At 62.2% G+C, this 16699-nt stretch carries 18 protein-coding genes and 2 tRNA genes; 12 read left to right on the forward strand and 8 right to left on the reverse strand.

All coding sequences use genetic code 11. The features are described 5' to 3' along the window. Positions 1-3 precede the first annotated feature (3 nt). The 3 genes from QOS90_RS09330 to QOS90_RS09340 are packed head-to-tail and all read left to right on the forward strand — an operon-like array spanning position 4 to position 2679. Positions 4-999, forward strand: coding sequence for a TRAP transporter substrate-binding protein (locus tag QOS90_RS09330; RefSeq protein WP_085273087.1), 996 nt, complete (start codon positions 4-6; stop codon positions 997-999). Positions 1000-1049: 50 nt separating this feature from the next. After that, complete coding sequence (locus tag QOS90_RS09335) at positions 1050-1853, forward strand: carbon-nitrogen hydrolase family protein (protein WP_085273086.1); 804 nt, start codon at positions 1050-1052, stop codon at positions 1851-1853. Positions 1854-1878: 25 nt separating this feature from the next. Then, the gene (locus QOS90_RS09340) at positions 1879-2679 is read left to right on the forward strand and encodes an HpcH/HpaI aldolase family protein (protein WP_085273085.1); all 801 of its coding nucleotides are present in this window, start codon (positions 1879-1881) and stop codon (positions 2677-2679) included. 63 nt (positions 2680-2742) lie between these two features. Here the strand turns inward: QOS90_RS09340 and QOS90_RS09345 are convergent, their stop codons facing one another. Then, complete coding sequence (locus tag QOS90_RS09345; protein ID WP_027596101.1) at positions 2743-3642, reverse strand: LysR family transcriptional regulator; 900 nt, start codon at positions 3640-3642, stop codon at positions 2743-2745. A 112-nt stretch (positions 3643-3754) separates the two neighbouring features. Between QOS90_RS09345 and QOS90_RS09350 the strand changes: the two genes are divergently transcribed. The 4 genes from QOS90_RS09350 to QOS90_RS09365 are packed head-to-tail and all read left to right on the forward strand — an operon-like array spanning position 3755 to position 7444. Next, on the forward strand, positions 3755-4423 hold the full coding sequence (locus tag QOS90_RS09350) for an RraA family protein (protein ID WP_085273084.1): 669 nt from the start codon (positions 3755-3757) through the stop codon (positions 4421-4423). A gap of 47 nt (positions 4424-4470) precedes the next feature. After that, positions 4471-5538, forward strand: a complete 1068-nt coding sequence (locus tag QOS90_RS09355; RefSeq protein WP_097151332.1) for a TRAP transporter substrate-binding protein — start codon at positions 4471-4473, stop codon at positions 5536-5538. 26 nt (positions 5539-5564) lie between these two features. Then, complete coding sequence (locus QOS90_RS09360; RefSeq protein WP_085273083.1) at positions 5565-6170, forward strand: TRAP transporter small permease subunit; 606 nt, start codon at positions 5565-5567, stop codon at positions 6168-6170. Further along, positions 6164-7444 carry a TRAP transporter large permease gene (locus tag QOS90_RS09365; protein ID WP_027596097.1) on the forward strand — a complete coding sequence of 427 codons (1281 nt, stop codon included), beginning with the start codon at positions 6164-6166 and terminating at the stop codon, positions 7442-7444. The genes QOS90_RS09360 and QOS90_RS09365 overlap by 7 nt, the downstream gene beginning before the upstream one ends. Before the next feature lie 46 nt (positions 7445-7490). Here QOS90_RS09365 and QOS90_RS09370 read toward each other — a convergent pair. Next, positions 7491-7567 (reverse strand) — tRNA-Val (locus QOS90_RS09370). A gap of 248 nt (positions 7568-7815) precedes the next feature. Further along, positions 7816-7892 (reverse strand) — tRNA-Val (locus QOS90_RS09375). Between the two features lie 201 nt (positions 7893-8093). On the opposite strand from QOS90_RS09375, the gene QOS90_RS09380 reads away from it, so the two are divergent. Next, a complete protein-coding gene (locus tag QOS90_RS09380) occupies positions 8094-9377 on the forward strand; it encodes an NAD(P)/FAD-dependent oxidoreductase (RefSeq protein WP_027592660.1) in 1284 nt (427 codons plus the stop codon). Between the two features lie 62 nt (positions 9378-9439). On the opposite strand, the gene QOS90_RS09385 is transcribed toward QOS90_RS09380, so the two are convergent. Further along, the gene (locus QOS90_RS09385; protein ID WP_085273082.1) at positions 9440-10183 is read right to left on the reverse strand and encodes a peptidase C39 family protein; all 744 of its coding nucleotides are present in this window, start codon (positions 10181-10183) and stop codon (positions 9440-9442) included. 166 nt (positions 10184-10349) lie between these two features. On the opposite strand from QOS90_RS09385, the gene QOS90_RS09390 reads away from it, so the two are divergent. Further along, a complete protein-coding gene (locus tag QOS90_RS09390; protein WP_177323871.1) occupies positions 10350-10526 on the forward strand; it encodes a hypothetical protein in 177 nt (58 codons plus the stop codon). 128 nt (positions 10527-10654) lie between these two features. Here the strand turns inward: QOS90_RS09390 and QOS90_RS09395 are convergent, their stop codons facing one another. Further along, entirely contained in the window at positions 10655-11407 is a 753-nt protein-coding gene (locus QOS90_RS09395) for a TerC family protein (protein ID WP_027592662.1), read from the reverse strand. A gap of 28 nt (positions 11408-11435) precedes the next feature. Beyond that, entirely contained in the window at positions 11436-11675 is a 240-nt protein-coding gene (locus QOS90_RS09400) for a hypothetical protein (RefSeq protein ID WP_085273081.1), read from the reverse strand. Positions 11676-11808: 133 nt separating this feature from the next. On the opposite strand from QOS90_RS09400, the gene nhaR reads away from it, so the two are divergent. The 3 genes from nhaR (at position 11809) to QOS90_RS09415 (ending at position 14778) form a co-directional block, all read left to right on the forward strand. Further along, positions 11809-12702 (forward strand): transcriptional activator NhaR, encoded by an 894-nt coding sequence (gene nhaR / locus QOS90_RS09405; protein ID WP_085273080.1) that lies wholly within the window; start codon positions 11809-11811, stop codon positions 12700-12702. A gap of 82 nt (positions 12703-12784) precedes the next feature. Next, complete coding sequence (gene sstT / locus QOS90_RS09410) at positions 12785-13996, forward strand: serine/threonine transporter SstT (RefSeq protein ID WP_027592665.1); 1212 nt, start codon at positions 12785-12787, stop codon at positions 13994-13996. Between the two features lie 134 nt (positions 13997-14130). Further along, positions 14131-14778, forward strand: coding sequence for a YceH family protein (locus tag QOS90_RS09415; protein ID WP_085273079.1), 648 nt, complete (start codon positions 14131-14133; stop codon positions 14776-14778). 5 nt (positions 14779-14783) lie between these two features. Here the strand turns inward: QOS90_RS09415 and QOS90_RS09420 are convergent, their stop codons facing one another. Next, the gene (locus QOS90_RS09420; protein WP_085273078.1) at positions 14784-14972 is read right to left on the reverse strand and encodes a hypothetical protein; all 189 of its coding nucleotides are present in this window, start codon (positions 14970-14972) and stop codon (positions 14784-14786) included. Between the two features lie 59 nt (positions 14973-15031). Beyond that, entirely contained in the window at positions 15032-16594 is a 1563-nt protein-coding gene (ahpF, locus tag QOS90_RS09425) for an alkyl hydroperoxide reductase subunit F (RefSeq protein ID WP_085273077.1), read from the reverse strand. Between the last annotated feature and the right edge of the window lie 105 nt (positions 16595-16699).

The raw sequence follows: 16699 nt of genomic DNA on the forward strand, positions 1-16699 counted from the left end.
AGCATGAAGAAGCTCGCCGTCATCGCCGCCCTGTTGCTTTCCAGCAGCCTGAGCATGGCCGCCGACTACAACGCGCGCGTGATCAAATTCGCCGCCACCAGCCCCAAGGGCACGCCACCGGCCATCGGCATGGAGCTGTTCGCCAAGAAAGTGCAAGAACGCAGCGATGGCAAGATCAAGGTGCGCACCTTCCCCAATGGCGTGCTGGGTGGCGACGTGCAGGTGCTGTCGTCGCTGCAAGGTGGCGTGGTGGAAATGATGACCTGGAACGCCGGGCTGATGATCAACCACGTCACCGACTTCGGCATTCTCGATTTCCCGTTCCTGTACACCGACACCGCCAAGGTGGATGCCATGCTCGATGGCGAAGTGGGCAAGATGCTCACCGATCAGCTGCCGGAGAAAAACCTGGTAGGCCTGGCGTTCTGGGAGCTGGGCGTGCGCAACCTGACCAACAACGTGCGCCCGGTGCAAAACCTTGAAGACATCGCGGGCCTGAAGATCCGCGCCCAGCAATCGCCCCTGTTCCTCGACGTGTGGGCGGCGCTGGGCGCCAACCCCACCCCGCTGCCCTTCACCGAGGTGCACACGGCGCTGGAAACCGGCACGGTGGATGGCCAGGAAAACCCGGCGGCGTTGATCCTCGCCTCGCGCTTCAACGAGGTGCAGAAGTACCTGAGCCTGACCCGGCACAACTACAACCCGCAGATCGTGCTGATCAGCAAAACCTTCTGGGACACCCTCAACCGCGACGAGCAGCAACTGCTTACCGAGGTCGCCCAGGAAGTGCGCCTGGAGCAGCGCCGGATCTCCCGCGAGGCCGACATCAAGGCCATCGCCGACCTGCGCAGCGATGGCATGCAGGTCAACGACCTGCCGGCCGAAGAGCTCGCACGCATCCAGGCCAAGATCCGCCCTGTGGTCGACAAGTACGCCGCCCAGATCAACCCCGAATTGGTCAGCAAGGTCTACCAGGCCATGGGCTACCAGGCGCAGTGACGCTACCCGCGCCGCCCCCGCGGCGCCCTCTATTGCCAATAAGGAACAGCATGAAAATCTCCGTCGCCCAGATTCACCCGGTGGCCGGCAACCCGGCGCGCACCCTTGAAAAAGTCGCCGAACTGGCACGCCAGACCGCCGCCGAAGGTTCACGCCTGATCGCCTTCGCAGAATGCCTGATCACCGGTGGCGCCTTCGACAGCCGCGAAGACCTCGAACGCGGCGCCATCACTCTCGACGCCCTGGCGCCATTGCTGCAGGTATCGGCACAGAGCGGCATCCTGATCGTGGTCGGGTTCTACGAGCGGCATGAGGCCTCGGTCTACAACACCGCCGCGCTGATCGGCCCGCAAGGCATCATCGGCCTGCACCGCAAGCGCCATCTGCCATTCATGATCGGCGACCGCTTCACCGACCGCCCCAGCGAGTGGACACCGCCGGTATTCGACACCGAGATCGGCCGTATCGGCTTGGCCATCTGCTATGAAATCCGCTTCCCCGAGGTAGTGCGCACGCTGGCGCTCGAAGGCGCCGACATTGTCGTGCTGCCCGCCGCCTGGCCCGAGCAGGCGCGCATGCTGCCGGACATTTTCAGCACCGTCCGCGCGGCAGAGAACATGGTGTATTTCGTCGCCCCCAACCGCAACGACATGGATGAAGGCATGCAGTTCATCGGCACCAGCCACATCATCGAACCTTCCGGCAAGACCTTGGTACGCGCAGGGCTCGAAGACGGTGTGTACAGCGTCGAGATCGACCTGGCCAAGGCCCGCAACAAATCGCTGATCCGCGACCCTGGCGTGTTCGAAGTGCACCCGTTCCGCGACCGGCTGCCCGAAACCTACCGCATCTGATACCCGCCAAAGGCAGAGCTCAAGCATGAACCCAAACACCCCACACACATCGCTTAAGGCCCGCATGGCACGCGGCACCACCTTTGGCATGAACATCTACAGCACAGCCTGCATGGCCATCGAAGTGGCCGGCAACTGGGGGCTGGACTTTGTCTTCATCGACGCCGAGCACACTGCGCTGGGTGTCGACAGCCACATGGAAAAACTCCTGCTGGCCGCCAACAGCGCGGCCATCCCCGGCCTGGTGCGGGTGCGTGGCACACTGGAGTGGGACATTCGCAAAGCGCTGGAAATGGGCGCGGCGGGCGTGATCGTGCCGCAGGTGCACACAGCGGCGCAGATGCGCCAGATCATCCGCTACAGCAAGTTCCCCCCGTTGGGGCGCCGCGGCGGTGACAGCTCGGTACGCTCGGCAGGCTACGCCGGGCCTGGCTTCGACTGGGCCACGTATACCCAGGCAGAGAACACCCGCAGCGTGATCGTGCCGATGGCCGAGAGCTACGAGTTCTTTGACAACATCGATGAAATACTCGATGTGGAGGGGATCGACGCCGTGCATTTCGGCCCTGCCGACTACTCCCTGTCGCGACAATTGCCGGTCGACTATCGCCTGGGCAACCCGGAAGTGCTGCAACGTTTGCAGTTGCTGATCGAGAAATGCCACGCCCGCTCGATCCAGGTGATGGTGCCGTGCTTCCCCGCAGACCAGGCCACGGCGCAACGCTTGATCGAAATGGGCAGCGACATGCTGTTGATGGGCAGTGACCTGTCCTGGCTGAACCAGGCCGGGCAACAGATAGCGGCCGTGAAACACGCATTGGCTTAAATGCCGGCCGGCCAGGGTGCATGTGCCCGGCCGGCCCTATTGCTGCCTTATAAAAGCGACTAACTAATCAACCAAGAAATTCTGTTTGACCAAGGTCGCGCGAATAATCGACACCAAGGTGTCGAGTTGCATATCCGGGCGTTCGGTCAAATACGACAGGCAGAACTTGGCTGGCGGAATCGGCGGATCGCACGGCAAAGTCTTCAGCATATCCACGGCCAACATGTCGCGAATCAATGGCACCGGCAAAATACCAATGGCATGCCCCGCCGAGACCATCTTGGCAATAAAGGCCAGCGAATTGCTTGAATGAAAGGCATGGCTGACCGAGCCACTTTCTTTCAGCCAGCGGTCCACCACTGAATACAGTGTCGAGGGCGCACTGTGGGTCACGATCGAATATTGCCGGGCATGCTCCGCCAAAAAAGGCCCCTGGGCCACGTCCAGGTGCCGCGCGGCCACCCACTGGAAGGTCATCCAGCCGAGAAACACATCGGTCACATCCTCACGCGTGGCCGGGTTGGTCAACAGCGCGATGTCGAGTTCATGATCGTTCAGCTTGCGGTTGAGCACGGCGCCGACGTCGATGGAAATCTCCAGGGTGATCTCCGGGAAGTGCGCCTTTATATCGCTGATCACCGCGGTCAGCCCAACCATGGCCGAGCACTCGTCCGCGCCCAGGCGCAAACGCCGGTGCTTTTTTTGCTGCGCAGCAAATTGCTCGAGTTGCGTGCTGTTGTTAAGCACCAGTTCGGCATGGCGCAAGGCGGTATGGCCGTCTGCGGTGAGGCTCATGCGCTGCTTGCTGCGGTCGAACAACTTGACGCTGAGCAGCGATTCCATTTCCTTGATCCGCGCCGACACCGCAGGTTGGGTCAGGTGAAGATGGCGGGAGGCCGCGTGAACACCCCCAAGGCGGGCGGTCCAGTAGAACGCCTCGATCTGCATCAGCGTAATACGCATGATAAAAACTGCTCCGGTAACTGCTTACGGATTTTTATTATCGACCGTTCGGCGTGCTTGTTAGGATGACCGAAACCCTTCGAAAAAGCATCCGGCATAACAAGAACTTCCTATGTATATTATCGAAGCACTGCCCGCCCCGATCAGCGCCACCGAACTTAAAGTACTGATCAACGCCGAACCGGCAACGATCGGCCACTTCATTACTCACGGTATTGCCAACCCCCACATCAAGGCCCACTTTCAGAATGTGCGGGCCGTCGGTACTGCGGTCACCGTGAGGATGCCCGGCAACGATGGCGGAATTTTGCACTACGCCATGGGCTGCGTGCGCCCAGGCGACTTTCTGGTGGTAGACCGCTGCGGCGAGCGCATAACCGCCGCACTGGGCGGCGCCATGGCGTATGCCGCCAAGCAGGCTGGCGTGGCCGGGATCATCGTCGATGGCTATGTCACCGACCTGGGCGAAATCCGCGAGCATGGCGTGCCTGTGTGGTCCCGCGGCGCCAGCGCGATCACCACCCGCGTGATCGGCCAGGAGGGCGAGTTCTGCACGGCCATCCAATGTGGCGGGGTGATTGTCCACCCCGGCGATGCGGTGGTGGCCGACGAAAACGGCATGGTGTTTCTGCGCCCGGGCCAGGTCATCGAACTGGCTCAGCGTGCCATCGACTTCCAGCACAACGAAAAGCACACACTGGCGCGGTTGGCCAAGGGTGAGAAGTTCCCTGATATCGTCGGCTCGCGGCCGACCATCGAGGCTGCGTCCCGCCCACGCTGACTCAACATCGCCTGAAGTAGCTCCCGAACAAGAACAAGAGGACTACCGTGAAGTTCAGCTCCCTGCTCATCCCCCTGGCGCTCGGCGCGCTGCTCAGTAACTTGCCTGCGTTTGCGGACACGCCTGCGCCGCAACAAGCGCCGCCTGTGATCCGCTTCAACGTGGTCGGCGGTGGCAGCCACAACTACACGTTCCGCGCGGTTGAACAGCCGTTCTGGAACCAGACGTTGCCAGCGCAATCGCAAGGCAAGGTCACCGCGCAGTTGCTGGGGTTGTCGGAGAGTGGCCTGAAGGGCCCGGAGATCATTCGCCTGATGCGTTTTGGCGCAGTCGATATCGGCATGGGCGTGTTCGCCTTCGTGGCCGGCGACGATGCCACCTTCGAGGGCGTGGACCTGCCCGGCCTGGCCGATACCATCGACACCGCCCACACCATCGCCGACGCCTACAAGCCGGTGCTGGAACAACGCATGGCCGAGCGCCACGGCATCAAGCTGCTGGCCACCGTGCCGTATACCGCGCAGGTGTTCTTCTGCCGCGACGCCGTGCACGCGCTGGCCGACCTGCAGGGCCGTAAAATCCGCACACGCGGGCGCAACATGGCCGAACTGGTCAAGGCCATCGGTGCCGCGCCGGTTACCCTGCCCTTTGCCGAAGTGGTGACCGCCATGCAGACCGGCGTCATCGACTGCGCCATCACCGGTATTGGCTCTGGCAATGCCGCCAAGTGGTACGACGTTGCAGGCTACCTCTACAACCTGCCCGTCGATTGGTCGATCGGCTTTTATGGCATCGGCCTGAAGCGCTGGCAGCAACTGCCGCCCGAGGTGCAGCAATTGCTGCAGGCGCAATCGCAGGTGCTGGAGGATGCCTTGTGGCGCGAGACCGCCAATGAAAACCGCTATGCCGAAGCCTGCAATGTCGGCAGCCCTGATTGCCAGATTCACCACCCCGCGCACATGACCGCCTCGGCCCCGACCGCCAGCGAAAAACAGGCGCTGCGCCAGGCTGCGCTGCACATCGCCAATGACTGGGGCAAACGCTGCGGCGGCCCTTGCGTGGCGCGCTGGAATGCCACCGTGGGCGATGCCATCGGCATGCGCCTCGCCCCATGAGCTACCTTGCCCCGGAGACTACTGACATGCACACCGCCCGCTCAGGCATGGGTGTCATCAACACCATTGCCAAAGCCAGCACCTGGGTCGGCGGCTTCGCTCTGCTCGCCTGTGCGTTGCTGATCAGCATCGACTTGATCTTGCGCAAGGCCCTGGGTGTTTCCCTGGGCGGCGCCGATGAAATGGCCGGGTACGTGCTGGCGATTACCAGCGCCTGGGCGTTTCCGGTCACCTTGCTGAAACGCGCGCACATACGCGTGGACATTCTCTATACGCGCCTAGGCCTACGGCCCAGGGTGGCACTCGACCTGTTCGCCCTCACCTGCATGGCGCTGCTGGTCAGCACCTTGGCCTACCACGCAGGGAACGTGCTGTGGGACTCCATCGAATACCGCTCGGTATCGAACACGCCCTTGCAGGTACCACAATGGATACCCCAGTCGCTGTGGTTCGCCGGCTACCTGTTCTTTGCCCTGACCCTGGCGAGCCTGGCGATCACCTGCCTGGGCCACTTGCTGAAGGGCCGCTGGCACGCTATCAGCACACTGATCGGTATCAACTCGGTGGAAGAGGACATCCAGGCAGAACGTTACCCAGACAGCACCCCGGGCAAGGAGCGCACGCCATGCTGAGCCTTACCCTGTTCATGCTGCTGGCGCTATTGGCGTTGAGCGTTGCCGCCGCCGTCAGTGTCGGCCTGCTGGGAATGTCGCTGTCGCAGCTGTTCTCGACGCTGCCGTTGAGTAGCGCCATGGGCGAGATCGCCTGGAATACCAGCAGCGAATTCCTGCTGGTGGCGATCCCTTTGTACATCCTGATGGGTGAGCTGCTGGTGTGTTCAGGCGTCGCCGGGCGCATGTACCAGGCCGTCGAGAAGTGGCTGTCGTGGTTGCCGGGTGGCCTGATGAATTCGAACATCGGCGCCAGCGCACTGTTCGCCACCACCAGTGGCTCCAGCGTGGCAACCGCCGCTACCATTTCGACCCTGGCCATCCCCGAGCAGGAACGCAAAGGCTACAACGCGCCGCTGTTTCTCGGCTCGATTGCTGCCGGCGGCACGCTGGGCATCCTGATTCCGCCCTCGATCAACATGATCCTGTTTGCCTTGATCGCCAACGTGTCAGTGCCCAAGCTGTACCTGGCCGCGACGCTTCCCAGCATCATCCTGAGCATGCTGTTTATTGCACTGATCGTGGTGGCCTGCCTGATTCGCCCCCAGTTGGGCGGCCGCAAAGAGACTACCCGCTGGGCCGAGCGCCTGGCCTGCCTGCCTGACCTGCTGCCGCCGCTGGCCATCTTCGCCCTGGTGATTGGTTCGATCTACAGCGGTTTCGCCACGGCCAGCGAATCCGCCGCGCTGGGGGTGCTGAGTGCCTTTGGCCTGGGCCTGTGGCGCCGGGCATTCACCTGGCAAAGCCTGGGCCAGGCGTTCGAGGCTACCCTGCGCACCACCGGCATGATTATTTTCATCACCCTGTCGGCGTTCTTTCTCAACTTTGTGCTGGCGTCCATCGGACTGACCACCACACTGGTCAATTTTGTCACCGACCTGAACCTATCGCCGATGGCCACACTGCTGGCGATCATCCTCTTCTACATCGTACTGGGCTGTTTCATGGACACACTGGCCATGCTGATCACCACCGCGCCACTGATCGTGCCGATTGTCGTCGCCTTGGGCTTCGATCCGCTGTGGTTTGGGGTGGTGTTGATCGTGTTGTGCGAGATGGGCCAGATTACGCCGCCGTTCGGCATGAACCTGTTTGTGGTGCAGAGCATTCGTGGGCGGGGCAACTTCATGGACGTGGTGTACGGCGCGCTGCCGTTCTGCCTGGCGTTGCTGGTGCTGATCGCGCTGTTGATCGCTTTCCCGCAACTGGCACTGTGGTTGCCGGCGGCTTTCTAGCAGGCAATAAAAAAGGGCGATCTGTGTAGATCGCCCTTTTTCGATTTGGTAGGCACAATTGGACTCGAACCAACGACCCCCACCATGTCAAGGTGGTGCTCTAACCAACTGAGCTATGTGCCTGTCGTGTGGTGCGCATATTAGACATCGAATGCGTACCTGTAAAGCGTTTTTTTCAGAAAAATCAAAAACTTTCAGCTTTGCTGCGCTACCGGGTTTTGTAGGAGCAGCCTTGTGCTGCGAAAGGGCCCGAGTGGTCACCGCAGATCAATGTCAGCGGGATTGGCCTCTTCGCAGCACAAGGCTGCTCCTACAGTAAAACGCGTGCGCAATAAAAAAGGGTGACCCTTGCGGATCACCCCTTTTCGATTTGGTAGGCACAATTGGACTCGAACCAACGACCCCCACCATGTCAAGGTGGTGCTCTAACCAACTGAGCTATGTGCCTGTCGTGTGGTGCGCATTCTACGCAATCCAAAAACCCTGTCAACACTTTTTTTCGCGCTAACTCACTGAATCTTAACCTCTTTATAGAAAGGCTTCGGCGACAGCCGGGTAAAGGATTTTTAACGGACGACTAGCGGGTGTTTATTATTATTGATAGCATCGCTACATTCGTTAAAAATATAAAACACGAGGTTCCTCGAGCATGGCCAACACCCCCTACCCCCAGTCCTACTACGCCGCCTCGGCTAACCCGGTGCCGCCACGTCCGGCGCTGCAGGGTGAGGTGGAAACCGATGTGTGCATCATCGGCGCCGGCTACACCGGCCTGTCCAGCGCCCTGTTCCTGCTGGAAAACGGCTTCAAGGTCAGCATCGTCGAAGCGGCCAAGGTCGGCTTCGGCGCATCCGGCCGCAACGGTGGCCAGATCGTCAACAGCTATAGCCGTGACATCGACGTGATCGAACGCACCGTCGGCCCCAAGCAGGCACAACTGCTTGGCCAGATGGCGTTCGAAGGTGGCCGCATCATTCGTGAGCGCGTCGCCAAGTACAACATCCAGTGCGACCTTAAAGACGGTGGCGTATTCGCTGCCCTCACCTCCAAGCAGATGGGCCACCTGGAGTCGCAAAAGCGCCTGTGGGAACGATTCGGCCACAATCAACTGGAGCTGATGGACCAGAAGCGCATCCGTGAAGTCGTCGCCTGCGACAGCTACATCGGCGGCATGCTGGACATGAGCGGTGGCCACATCCACCCGCTGAACCTGGCCCTGGGCGAAGCTGCCGCGGTCGAATCGCTGGGCGGCATCATTTATGAGCAGACCCCGGCCGTTCGCATCGAGCGTGGCGCCAACCCGGTCGTTCATACGCCACAGGGTAAAGTGCGCGCCAAGTTCATCATCGTCGCCGGTAACGCCTACCTGGGCAACCTGGTGCCAGAGCTGGCCTCCAAGTCCATGCCGTGCGGTACTCAGGTGATCACCACCGAGCCCTTGGACGCAGACCTGGCACGTACCCTGCTGCCGCAGGACTACTGTGTCGAAGACTGCAACTACCTGCTCGATTACTACCGCCTGACCAGCGACAAGCGCCTGATCTTCGGCGGTGGCGTGGTCTACGGCGCACGCGACCCAGCAAACATCGAGGCGATCATCCGTCCGAAGATGCTCAAGGCCTTCCCGCAGCTGCAGAACGTGAAGATCGACTACGCCTGGACCGGCAACTTCCTGCTGACCCTGTCGCGCTTGCCTCAGGTCGGCCGCATTGGCGACAACATCTATTACTCCCAGGGCTGCTCGGGCCACGGTGTGACCTACACGCACCTGGCAGGCAAGGTGCTGGCCGAGGCGCTGCGTGGTCAAGCCGAACGTTTCGACGCGTTCGCCGGCCTGCCGCACTACCCGTTCCCGGGTGGCCAGATGCTGCGTGTACCGTTCAGCGCCATTGGTGCCTGGTACTACAGCCTGCGCGACCGCCTGGGCTTCTGAGCCTTCTGTAACATCGCACCGGCCGCGTTGCGGGTAAGCCCGCGAAGCGACCGATGCGCGGCTTACCGCCCCAGGCTGTTCACCGCCTGTTTGGCGGCGACTTCCTGCCCTGCGCGGGCCAGCTCGTCGGCAGCCTGCAACCAGCGTTGCCGGTCAACCTGGGCGGGCAGTTGCCGCGGCGGTTGCAGCAGCACCGCCCAACTCCCCTGCTTGGCCCAGGCCGAGGCAAAGTCATCAAAGGCCATCAGTTGCCGACGGTGCATGCCTGAGCGCAACAGTACGCGTTGCTTGTAGCGGTCATAACCGATCAGCACGGCGTAGCGTGGCTCGCTCCACCAGGCCGAACCCTCCTCGTAACACAGCAACACCGGGTTGCCCGCCGCCACTTGTGTGAGCAAGGCGTCCAGTTGTTTGTCCAGCGCATACACCACCATGCCGTAGTCCCGTGCGACACGGGGGATACTGGTATCCAGCGTTTCGGCGCCTTGAGGCAAGTTCAAAGGTTTATCCAGCAGCCCGGGGGTGATCGGCGCGCCCTGTTGTGAAAGCAGCGCCGCCAGGGCCATGGCCCCGCTGTGGTTGGCGTTACCCCGGTAGAACGGCACGCTGCTGATTTCGACCCGCTGCGGCAGGCCTTTGAGGCTAGCGGGCGGTGCGCTGGCGCAACCGGCCAGGCTGACTGCCACCAGGCCAGCCAGCAGCAACCGGCGTGGGGCTGAAGCCAGCGATTTGAAGGAAACTTGCTCCATGGGCACTCGCTTGTTCCTATGCCAGGCAGGCAGCGCCCGGCTCTGGGCACCGATCATAGGGCCCACAGGTGCGCGGGTATAGTCCGACACCGGCTTGTAGCGAATCGGCCTCAGCAATAGACCTAAGGTCAATGGAACGTCACAAGGGGCAGGCTAGACTAATGAAGTGTCTGTAAGGCGAGCCCTGGCTGACAGCGCGCTGGCCCGAGAGAAGGAGGCACACATGAGCCTGACCCTGGCAATCCTCATGCTGGTAGGTATGTGGCTGAGCGTCGCAGCCGCCATGCTGTGGGGTGTACTGCGTATCGTACGGCGTCATTCCCATCATCACCTGCCACCGCAGGGTGTGGCCGAACCTCAGGCTGTGCGCGGGGCGCGGCGGCAGGTAGAGGCGCATTAAACGCACGTATTTGATGTATACCTGTGGGAGCGGGCTTGACCCGCGAATGGGGCCACGCGGTGGTTGGCACCGGCTTCGCCGGTGTTCGCGGGGCAAGCCCGCTCCCACATGGCCCCGCTTTTTCTAGATCAACCCTCAGCCGCTTCGCGCTTCATCCGCGCCCGGCGGGCCATGATGTTGAGGATCTCGATCAAGGTCGAGAACGCCATCGCCGCATACACATACCCTTTCGGCACGTGAGCGCCCATGCCTTCGGCAATCAGGGTCATGCCGATCATGATCAGGAAGCCCAGGGCCAGCATCACCACGGTCGGGTTGTCATTGATGAACTTGGCCAGCGGGTCGGCCGCCACCAACATCACGATCACAGCAGCGATCACGGCAATGATCATGATCGGCAGGTGTTCGGTCATGCCCACGGCGGTGATGATGCTGTCGATCGAGAAGACGATATCCAGCAACAGGATCTGGCCAATGGCCGCGGCGAAGCCCAAGGTGATGGTGGAACCGGCCTTGGATTCTTCCTTGGCGCCGTGCGGGTCGACGTTTTCGTGAATTTCCTTGGTCGCCTTCCACAGCAGGAACAGGCCACCGGCGATCAGGATCATGTCCTTCCACGAGAAGCTATGGCCGAACACATCGACCACCGGCTCGGTCAGCTGGACGATCCAGGCCACGGTGCTGAGCAGCGCCAGGCGCATGACCAAGGCCATGCTGATACCAATGCGCCGCGCCTTGGAGCGGTACTCCAGGGGCAGTTTGTTGGTGAGGATGGAGATGAAGATCAGGTTGTCGATACCCAGCACGATCTCCATGGCCACCAGCGTGGCGAGGGCGACCCAGGCGGTCGGGCTTGCGGCGAGTTCCAGCAAATATTCCATTTAATCAATCCTGCATCGGGTCTTGGGGTCAGATGTCCTGGGTCTTTTCTTGCTTTTCAACGTCTTTTAGCGGCTGGCCTTCGCTGCCGATGGCATCGCTCAGGGCCTGCTGCGCCGCTTCGTTGGTTTTGTCGATGGCCTGCTTAGCCGACTGGGCCGCCTGGTCGAGCATCTGCTGGGCGGATTTTTCGGCCTGATCGCAGCCGGCCAGGGTGAACAGGGCCAGGGCCAACACCAAAGGCGTGCCAATGGATTTAAGCTGCAACATGGGTTCCTCGCTTGTCGATATTCCGGCGGCGCACGCAGCGCCTGATGGAGTCGCATTCTAAAGAGGCCAATACATCAGGAAAATTCGTATTTTCAGCGGTTATACTTCGGTTTTTACGAATCGAGAAAAACCGATGCTCAACTACCGCCAGTTGCACTACTTCTGGGCCGTGGCCAAGACCGGCAGCATTGCGCGGGCCAGTGAGCAATTGAACCTGACCCCCCAGACCATCAGCGGGCAGATCAGCCTGTTCGAGCAGACCTATGGCCTGGAGCTGTTTCAACGGGTCGGGCGGCAACTGGAGTTGACCGAGACCGGCCGCCAGACGCTGGTATATGCCGAGCAGATGTTCCAGATCGGCGGCGAGCTTGAAGCGCTACTGCGTGCCGGCCCACAGGAACAGATCCTGTTCCGTGTGGGCGTGGCCGACGTGGTCCCCAAATCCATCGTCTATCGCCTGCTGGCGCCGACCATGGAGCTGGACGAGGTGCTGCGCATCAACTGCCGCGAAGACAAGCTCGAGCGGCTGCTGGCAGACTTGGCGATCCAGCGCCTGGACCTGGTCATCTCCGACAGCCCGATGCCCAGCCACCTGGACATCAAGGGCTACAGCCAGAAGCTGGGCGAGTGCGGCCTGAGTTTCTTCGCCACACAGGCCTTGGCACAACGCCATGCCGGCCCCTTCCCGGCCTGCCTGCAAGATGCGCCGCTGTTGATTCCAGGCCAGGAAACCGTGGTGCGCAGCCGGTTGCTGCGTTGGCTGGGCGAGCAACAGGTGCAGCCGCGCATCGTTGGCGAGTTCGACGACAGCGCCTTGATGCAGGCATTCGGGCAATCGGGCAGCGGCATTTTCGTCGCGCCCAGCGTCATCGCCGAGGAGGTGTGCCGCCAGTATGGTGTGCAGTTGATCGGGCAGACCGAGGCGGTGCATGAGTCGTTCTACGCCATCTCGGTGGAGCGCAAGGTCAAGCACCCGGGCATCGTGGCCATTACCGAGGGGGCACGGCGGGAGCTGTTTCACTGGTAATTTTTCCCAGTTCATTGCCGGCAAGCCCTACAGCGGTCTGTGGTAAAGTCCCGCCCTTTCAAAAACCGAGACTGCGCTGCACATGACCCCTGTCTTCCGCCTCCTCAACCGCACCAGCCTGGTGACGCAGATCGTCATCGGCCTGCTCGCGGGCATCGCCCTGGCACTGCTGGCGCCCGACGTCGCCCGCAACCTGGCCTTCCTCGGCAAGGTGTTCGTCAGCGCCCTCAAAGCCGTGGCGCCGATCCTGGTGTTCATCCTGGTCATGGCCTCGATCGCCAACCACCGCCATGGCCAGGAAACCCACATCCGCCCGATCCTGTGGCTGTACCTGCTGGGTACCTTTGCCGCAGCCGTGGTGGCCGTGGTCGCCAGCATGCTGTTCCCGTCGCACCTGGCACTGAGCGCCGGCGACGCCGCCCTGAGTGCACCGGGCGGCATCACGGAAGTGCTGCAGAACCTGCTGCTGAGCGCCGTCGACAACCCGGTCAATGCCTTGCTCAACGCTAACTTCATCGGCGTGCTGACCTGGGCGATCGGCCTGGGCGTGGCCCTGCGCCATGCCGGCGAAACCACCCGCACTGTGGTCGAGGACCTGTCCAACGGCGTGACCCTGATCGTGCGCGTGGTCATCCGCTTCGCCCCGCTGGGCATCTTCGGCCTGGTCAGCGCGACCCTGGCCCAGTCAGGCTTGAACGCCCTGCTCGGCTACTTGCACCTGCTGGCCGTGCTGATTGGCTGCATGCTGTTCGTAGCCCTGGTGATGAACCCGCTGATCGTGTTCTGGAAGATTCGCCGCAACCCGTACCCACTGACGTTGTTGTGCCTGCGTGAAAGCGGTATCACGGCGTTCTTCACCCGCAGCTCGGCCGCCAACATTCCGGTCAACCTCGCGCTGTCGGAGCGCCTTGGCCTGCATGAAGACACCTATTCGGTGTCGATCCCCCTGGGCGCGACCATCAACATGGCCGGCGCCGCGATCACCATCACCGTGCTGACCCTGGCGGCCGTGCACACCCTGGGTATCCCGGTCGACTTGCCGACTGCGGTGTTGCTGAGTGTGGTGGCAGCGGTCTGCGCGTGCGGCGCTTCGGGCGTGGCGGGTGGTTCGCTGTTGTTGATTCCGCTGGCTTGCAGCCTGTTTGGCATCCCCAGCGAGATCGCCATGCAGGTGGTTGCCGTGGGCTTCATCATCGGCGTACTGCAGGATTCGGCCGAGACTGCGCTGAATTCTTCGACCGACGTGCTGTTCACGGCAGCGGCGTGCCAGGCTGAAGAGCGGCGCGGGGCTTAAGCGTGTTGGGGCCGCTTTGCGGCCCTTTCGACCAGCCCGGAGCCCCGGCAAGGCCGTTCAACAAGCGCTGCCAATTGCCTAATGCAGCGGCTTTACCTACGCTAGTGGCCTTTTCCTCGCAATGAGACTGGGCCATGTCAGAACACGAAACCGCAGGTGAAGGCCGTTTCAACAGCACCGAGATCCGCATTCTCGGCTCGCTGATCGAAAAACAGGCCACCAGCCCGGAAAGCTACCCACTGACTCTCAATGCCCTGGTCCTGGCCTGTAACCAGAAGACCAGCCGCGAGCCGGTGATGAACCTCACCCAAGGCCAGGTCGGCCAGGCCTTGCGCGCACTCGAAGGCCAGGGCATGACACGCTTGCAGATGGGCAGCCGCGCCGACCGCTGGGAGCAACGCGTGGACAAGGCCCTGGAGCTGGTGCCGGCGCAGCTGGTGCTGATGGGCCTGATGTTCCTGCGCGGCCCGCAAACCCTCAACGAGCTGCTCAGCCGCAGCAACCGCCTGCACGACTTCGACGACACTGAACAAATCCAGCACCAGCTGGAGCGCCTGATTTCACGGGATTTGGCTTTGCACCTGCCGCGCCAGGCAGGCCAACGCGAAGACCGCTATACCCATGCGCTGGGTGACCCGGCAGAAATCGAGGCGATTTTGGCCGCGCGCCAGCAGGAAGGGGGCGCCCGCAGCAGTGGCGGCAGTGTTTCGGAGGAGCGCATGGAGGCCTTGGAAGCCCGGATTGCAGCGCTGGAGGCGCGCCTGGCCGAGCTCGAAGGCTAAGCCCTTCAGCGCTCGGGGTCGGGGAAGTTGCGGCAGCTTTTGCGCTCGGCCAGTTCTTTATCGCTGGGGCGCTGGTCGACGAACACAGTGCGGCCGTCGGCGTAAATTTCCAGATAGCCCCAGTGCAGGTCCTGCTCCTTTTGCCCGGGCTTGGGTGGCACTAGCCACCAGGGTTCGCGGCTGATCAGGGTCATGGGTGAGATTCCTGAGGGTGTCTGGGGTAATCATAGACACCCTCAGGCTTGTGCTTGACTTACGCCGGCGCCGAGGTGCGGATCAGGTGATCGAAGGCTGCCAGCGAAGCCTTGGCGCCCTCGCCTACTGCGATGACGATCTGCTTGTACGGCACCGTGGTCACATCCCCCGCGGCAAACACGCCTGGGATGTTGGTCGCGCCCTTGGCATCGACAATGATCTCGCCACGCGGCGACAGCTCGACCGTACCTTTCAGCCAGTCAGTGTTCGGCAGCAGACCGATCTGTACGAAGATGCCCTCCAGCGCCAGGTCATGCAGCTCATCGGTGGTGCGATCCTTGTAGCGCAAACCGGACACTTTCTCACCATTGCCCAGCACTTCGGTGGTCAGCGCGCTGGTGATCACCTTCACGTTCGGCAAGCTGTGCAGCTTGCGTTGCAACACGGCGTCAGCACGCAGTTGGCTGTCGAACTCGATCAGCGTCACCTGGGCGACAATGCCGGCCAGGTCGATGGCCGCTTCCACGCCAGAGTTGCCGCCGCCGATCACCGCCACACGCTTGCCCTTGAACAGCGGGCCGTCACAGTGCGGGCAGTAGGCCACGCCGCGACCGCGGTATTCCTGTTCACCCGGCACGTTCATTTCGCGCCAGCGGGCACCGGTGGCCAGGATCATGGTCTTGGCCTTGAGCGAGGCACCACCGGCCAGGCGTACTTCGTGCAGGCCGCCGTCGGTGGCAGGGATCAACGCCTCGCCGCGCTGCAGGTTCATGATGTCGACGTCGTACTGCTTGACGTGTTCCTCCAGCGCGGTGGCCAGCTTCGGCCCTTCGGTTTCCTGCACTGAAACGAAGTTTTCGATGGCCAGGGTGTCGAGCACCTGCCCACCAAAGCGCTCGGCGGCAACACCGGTGCGGATGCCTTTACGCGCGGCATAGATCGCCGCCGCGGCGCCGGCTGGGCCACCACCGACCACCAATACGTCGAATGCGTCCTTGGCATTGATCTTCTCGGCCTGGCGGGTGCCGGCACTGGTGTCGATCTTGCCCAGAATCTCTTCCAGGCCCATGCGGCCCTGGCCAAACACTTCGCCGTTCAGGTAAACGCTCGGCACCGCCATGATCTTGCGCGCTTCGACTTCGTCCTGGAACAGCGCGCCATCGATGGCCACATGGCGCACGTTGGGGTTGAGCACCGCCATCAGGTTCAGCGCCTGGACCACGTCCGGGCAGTTCTGGCACGACAGCGAGAAGTAGGTTTCGAAGGTGAATTCGCCTTCCAGCCCTTGGATCTGCTCGATCACGTCGGCGCTGGCCTTGGACGGGTGGCCGCCGACTTGCAGCAGCGCCAGCACCAGGGAGGTGAATTCGTGGCCCATGGGGATGCCGGCGAAACGCAGGCTGATGTCAGCCCCCGGGCGGTTGAGCGAGAACGAAGGACGACGGGCGTCGCTTCCGTCCGCGCGCAGGGTAATCAGGTTCGACAGGCCGGCGATTTCCACCAGCAGGTCGTGCAATTCGCGGGACTTCGCGCCGTCGTCGAGGGAGGCAACGATCTCGATCGGCTGGGTGACCCGCTCCAGGTAGGTTTTCAGTTGCGATTTAAGCGTGGCGTCCAACATACGGGCGATTCCTTTTTCAATCTTCAGATACAAAAACGCCCAGGCAGCAGCGCCCGGGCGTTTGGCGGGGCGGTAGGTACTTCAGCTTTGGCGGCTGCTTACCGC

Origin of the sequence: Pseudomonas sp. LAIL14HWK12:I10 (genome assembly GCF_900184205.1) — a bacterium.
GTDB lineage: Bacteria > Pseudomonadota > Gammaproteobacteria > Pseudomonadales > Pseudomonadaceae > Aquipseudomonas > Aquipseudomonas kermanshahensis.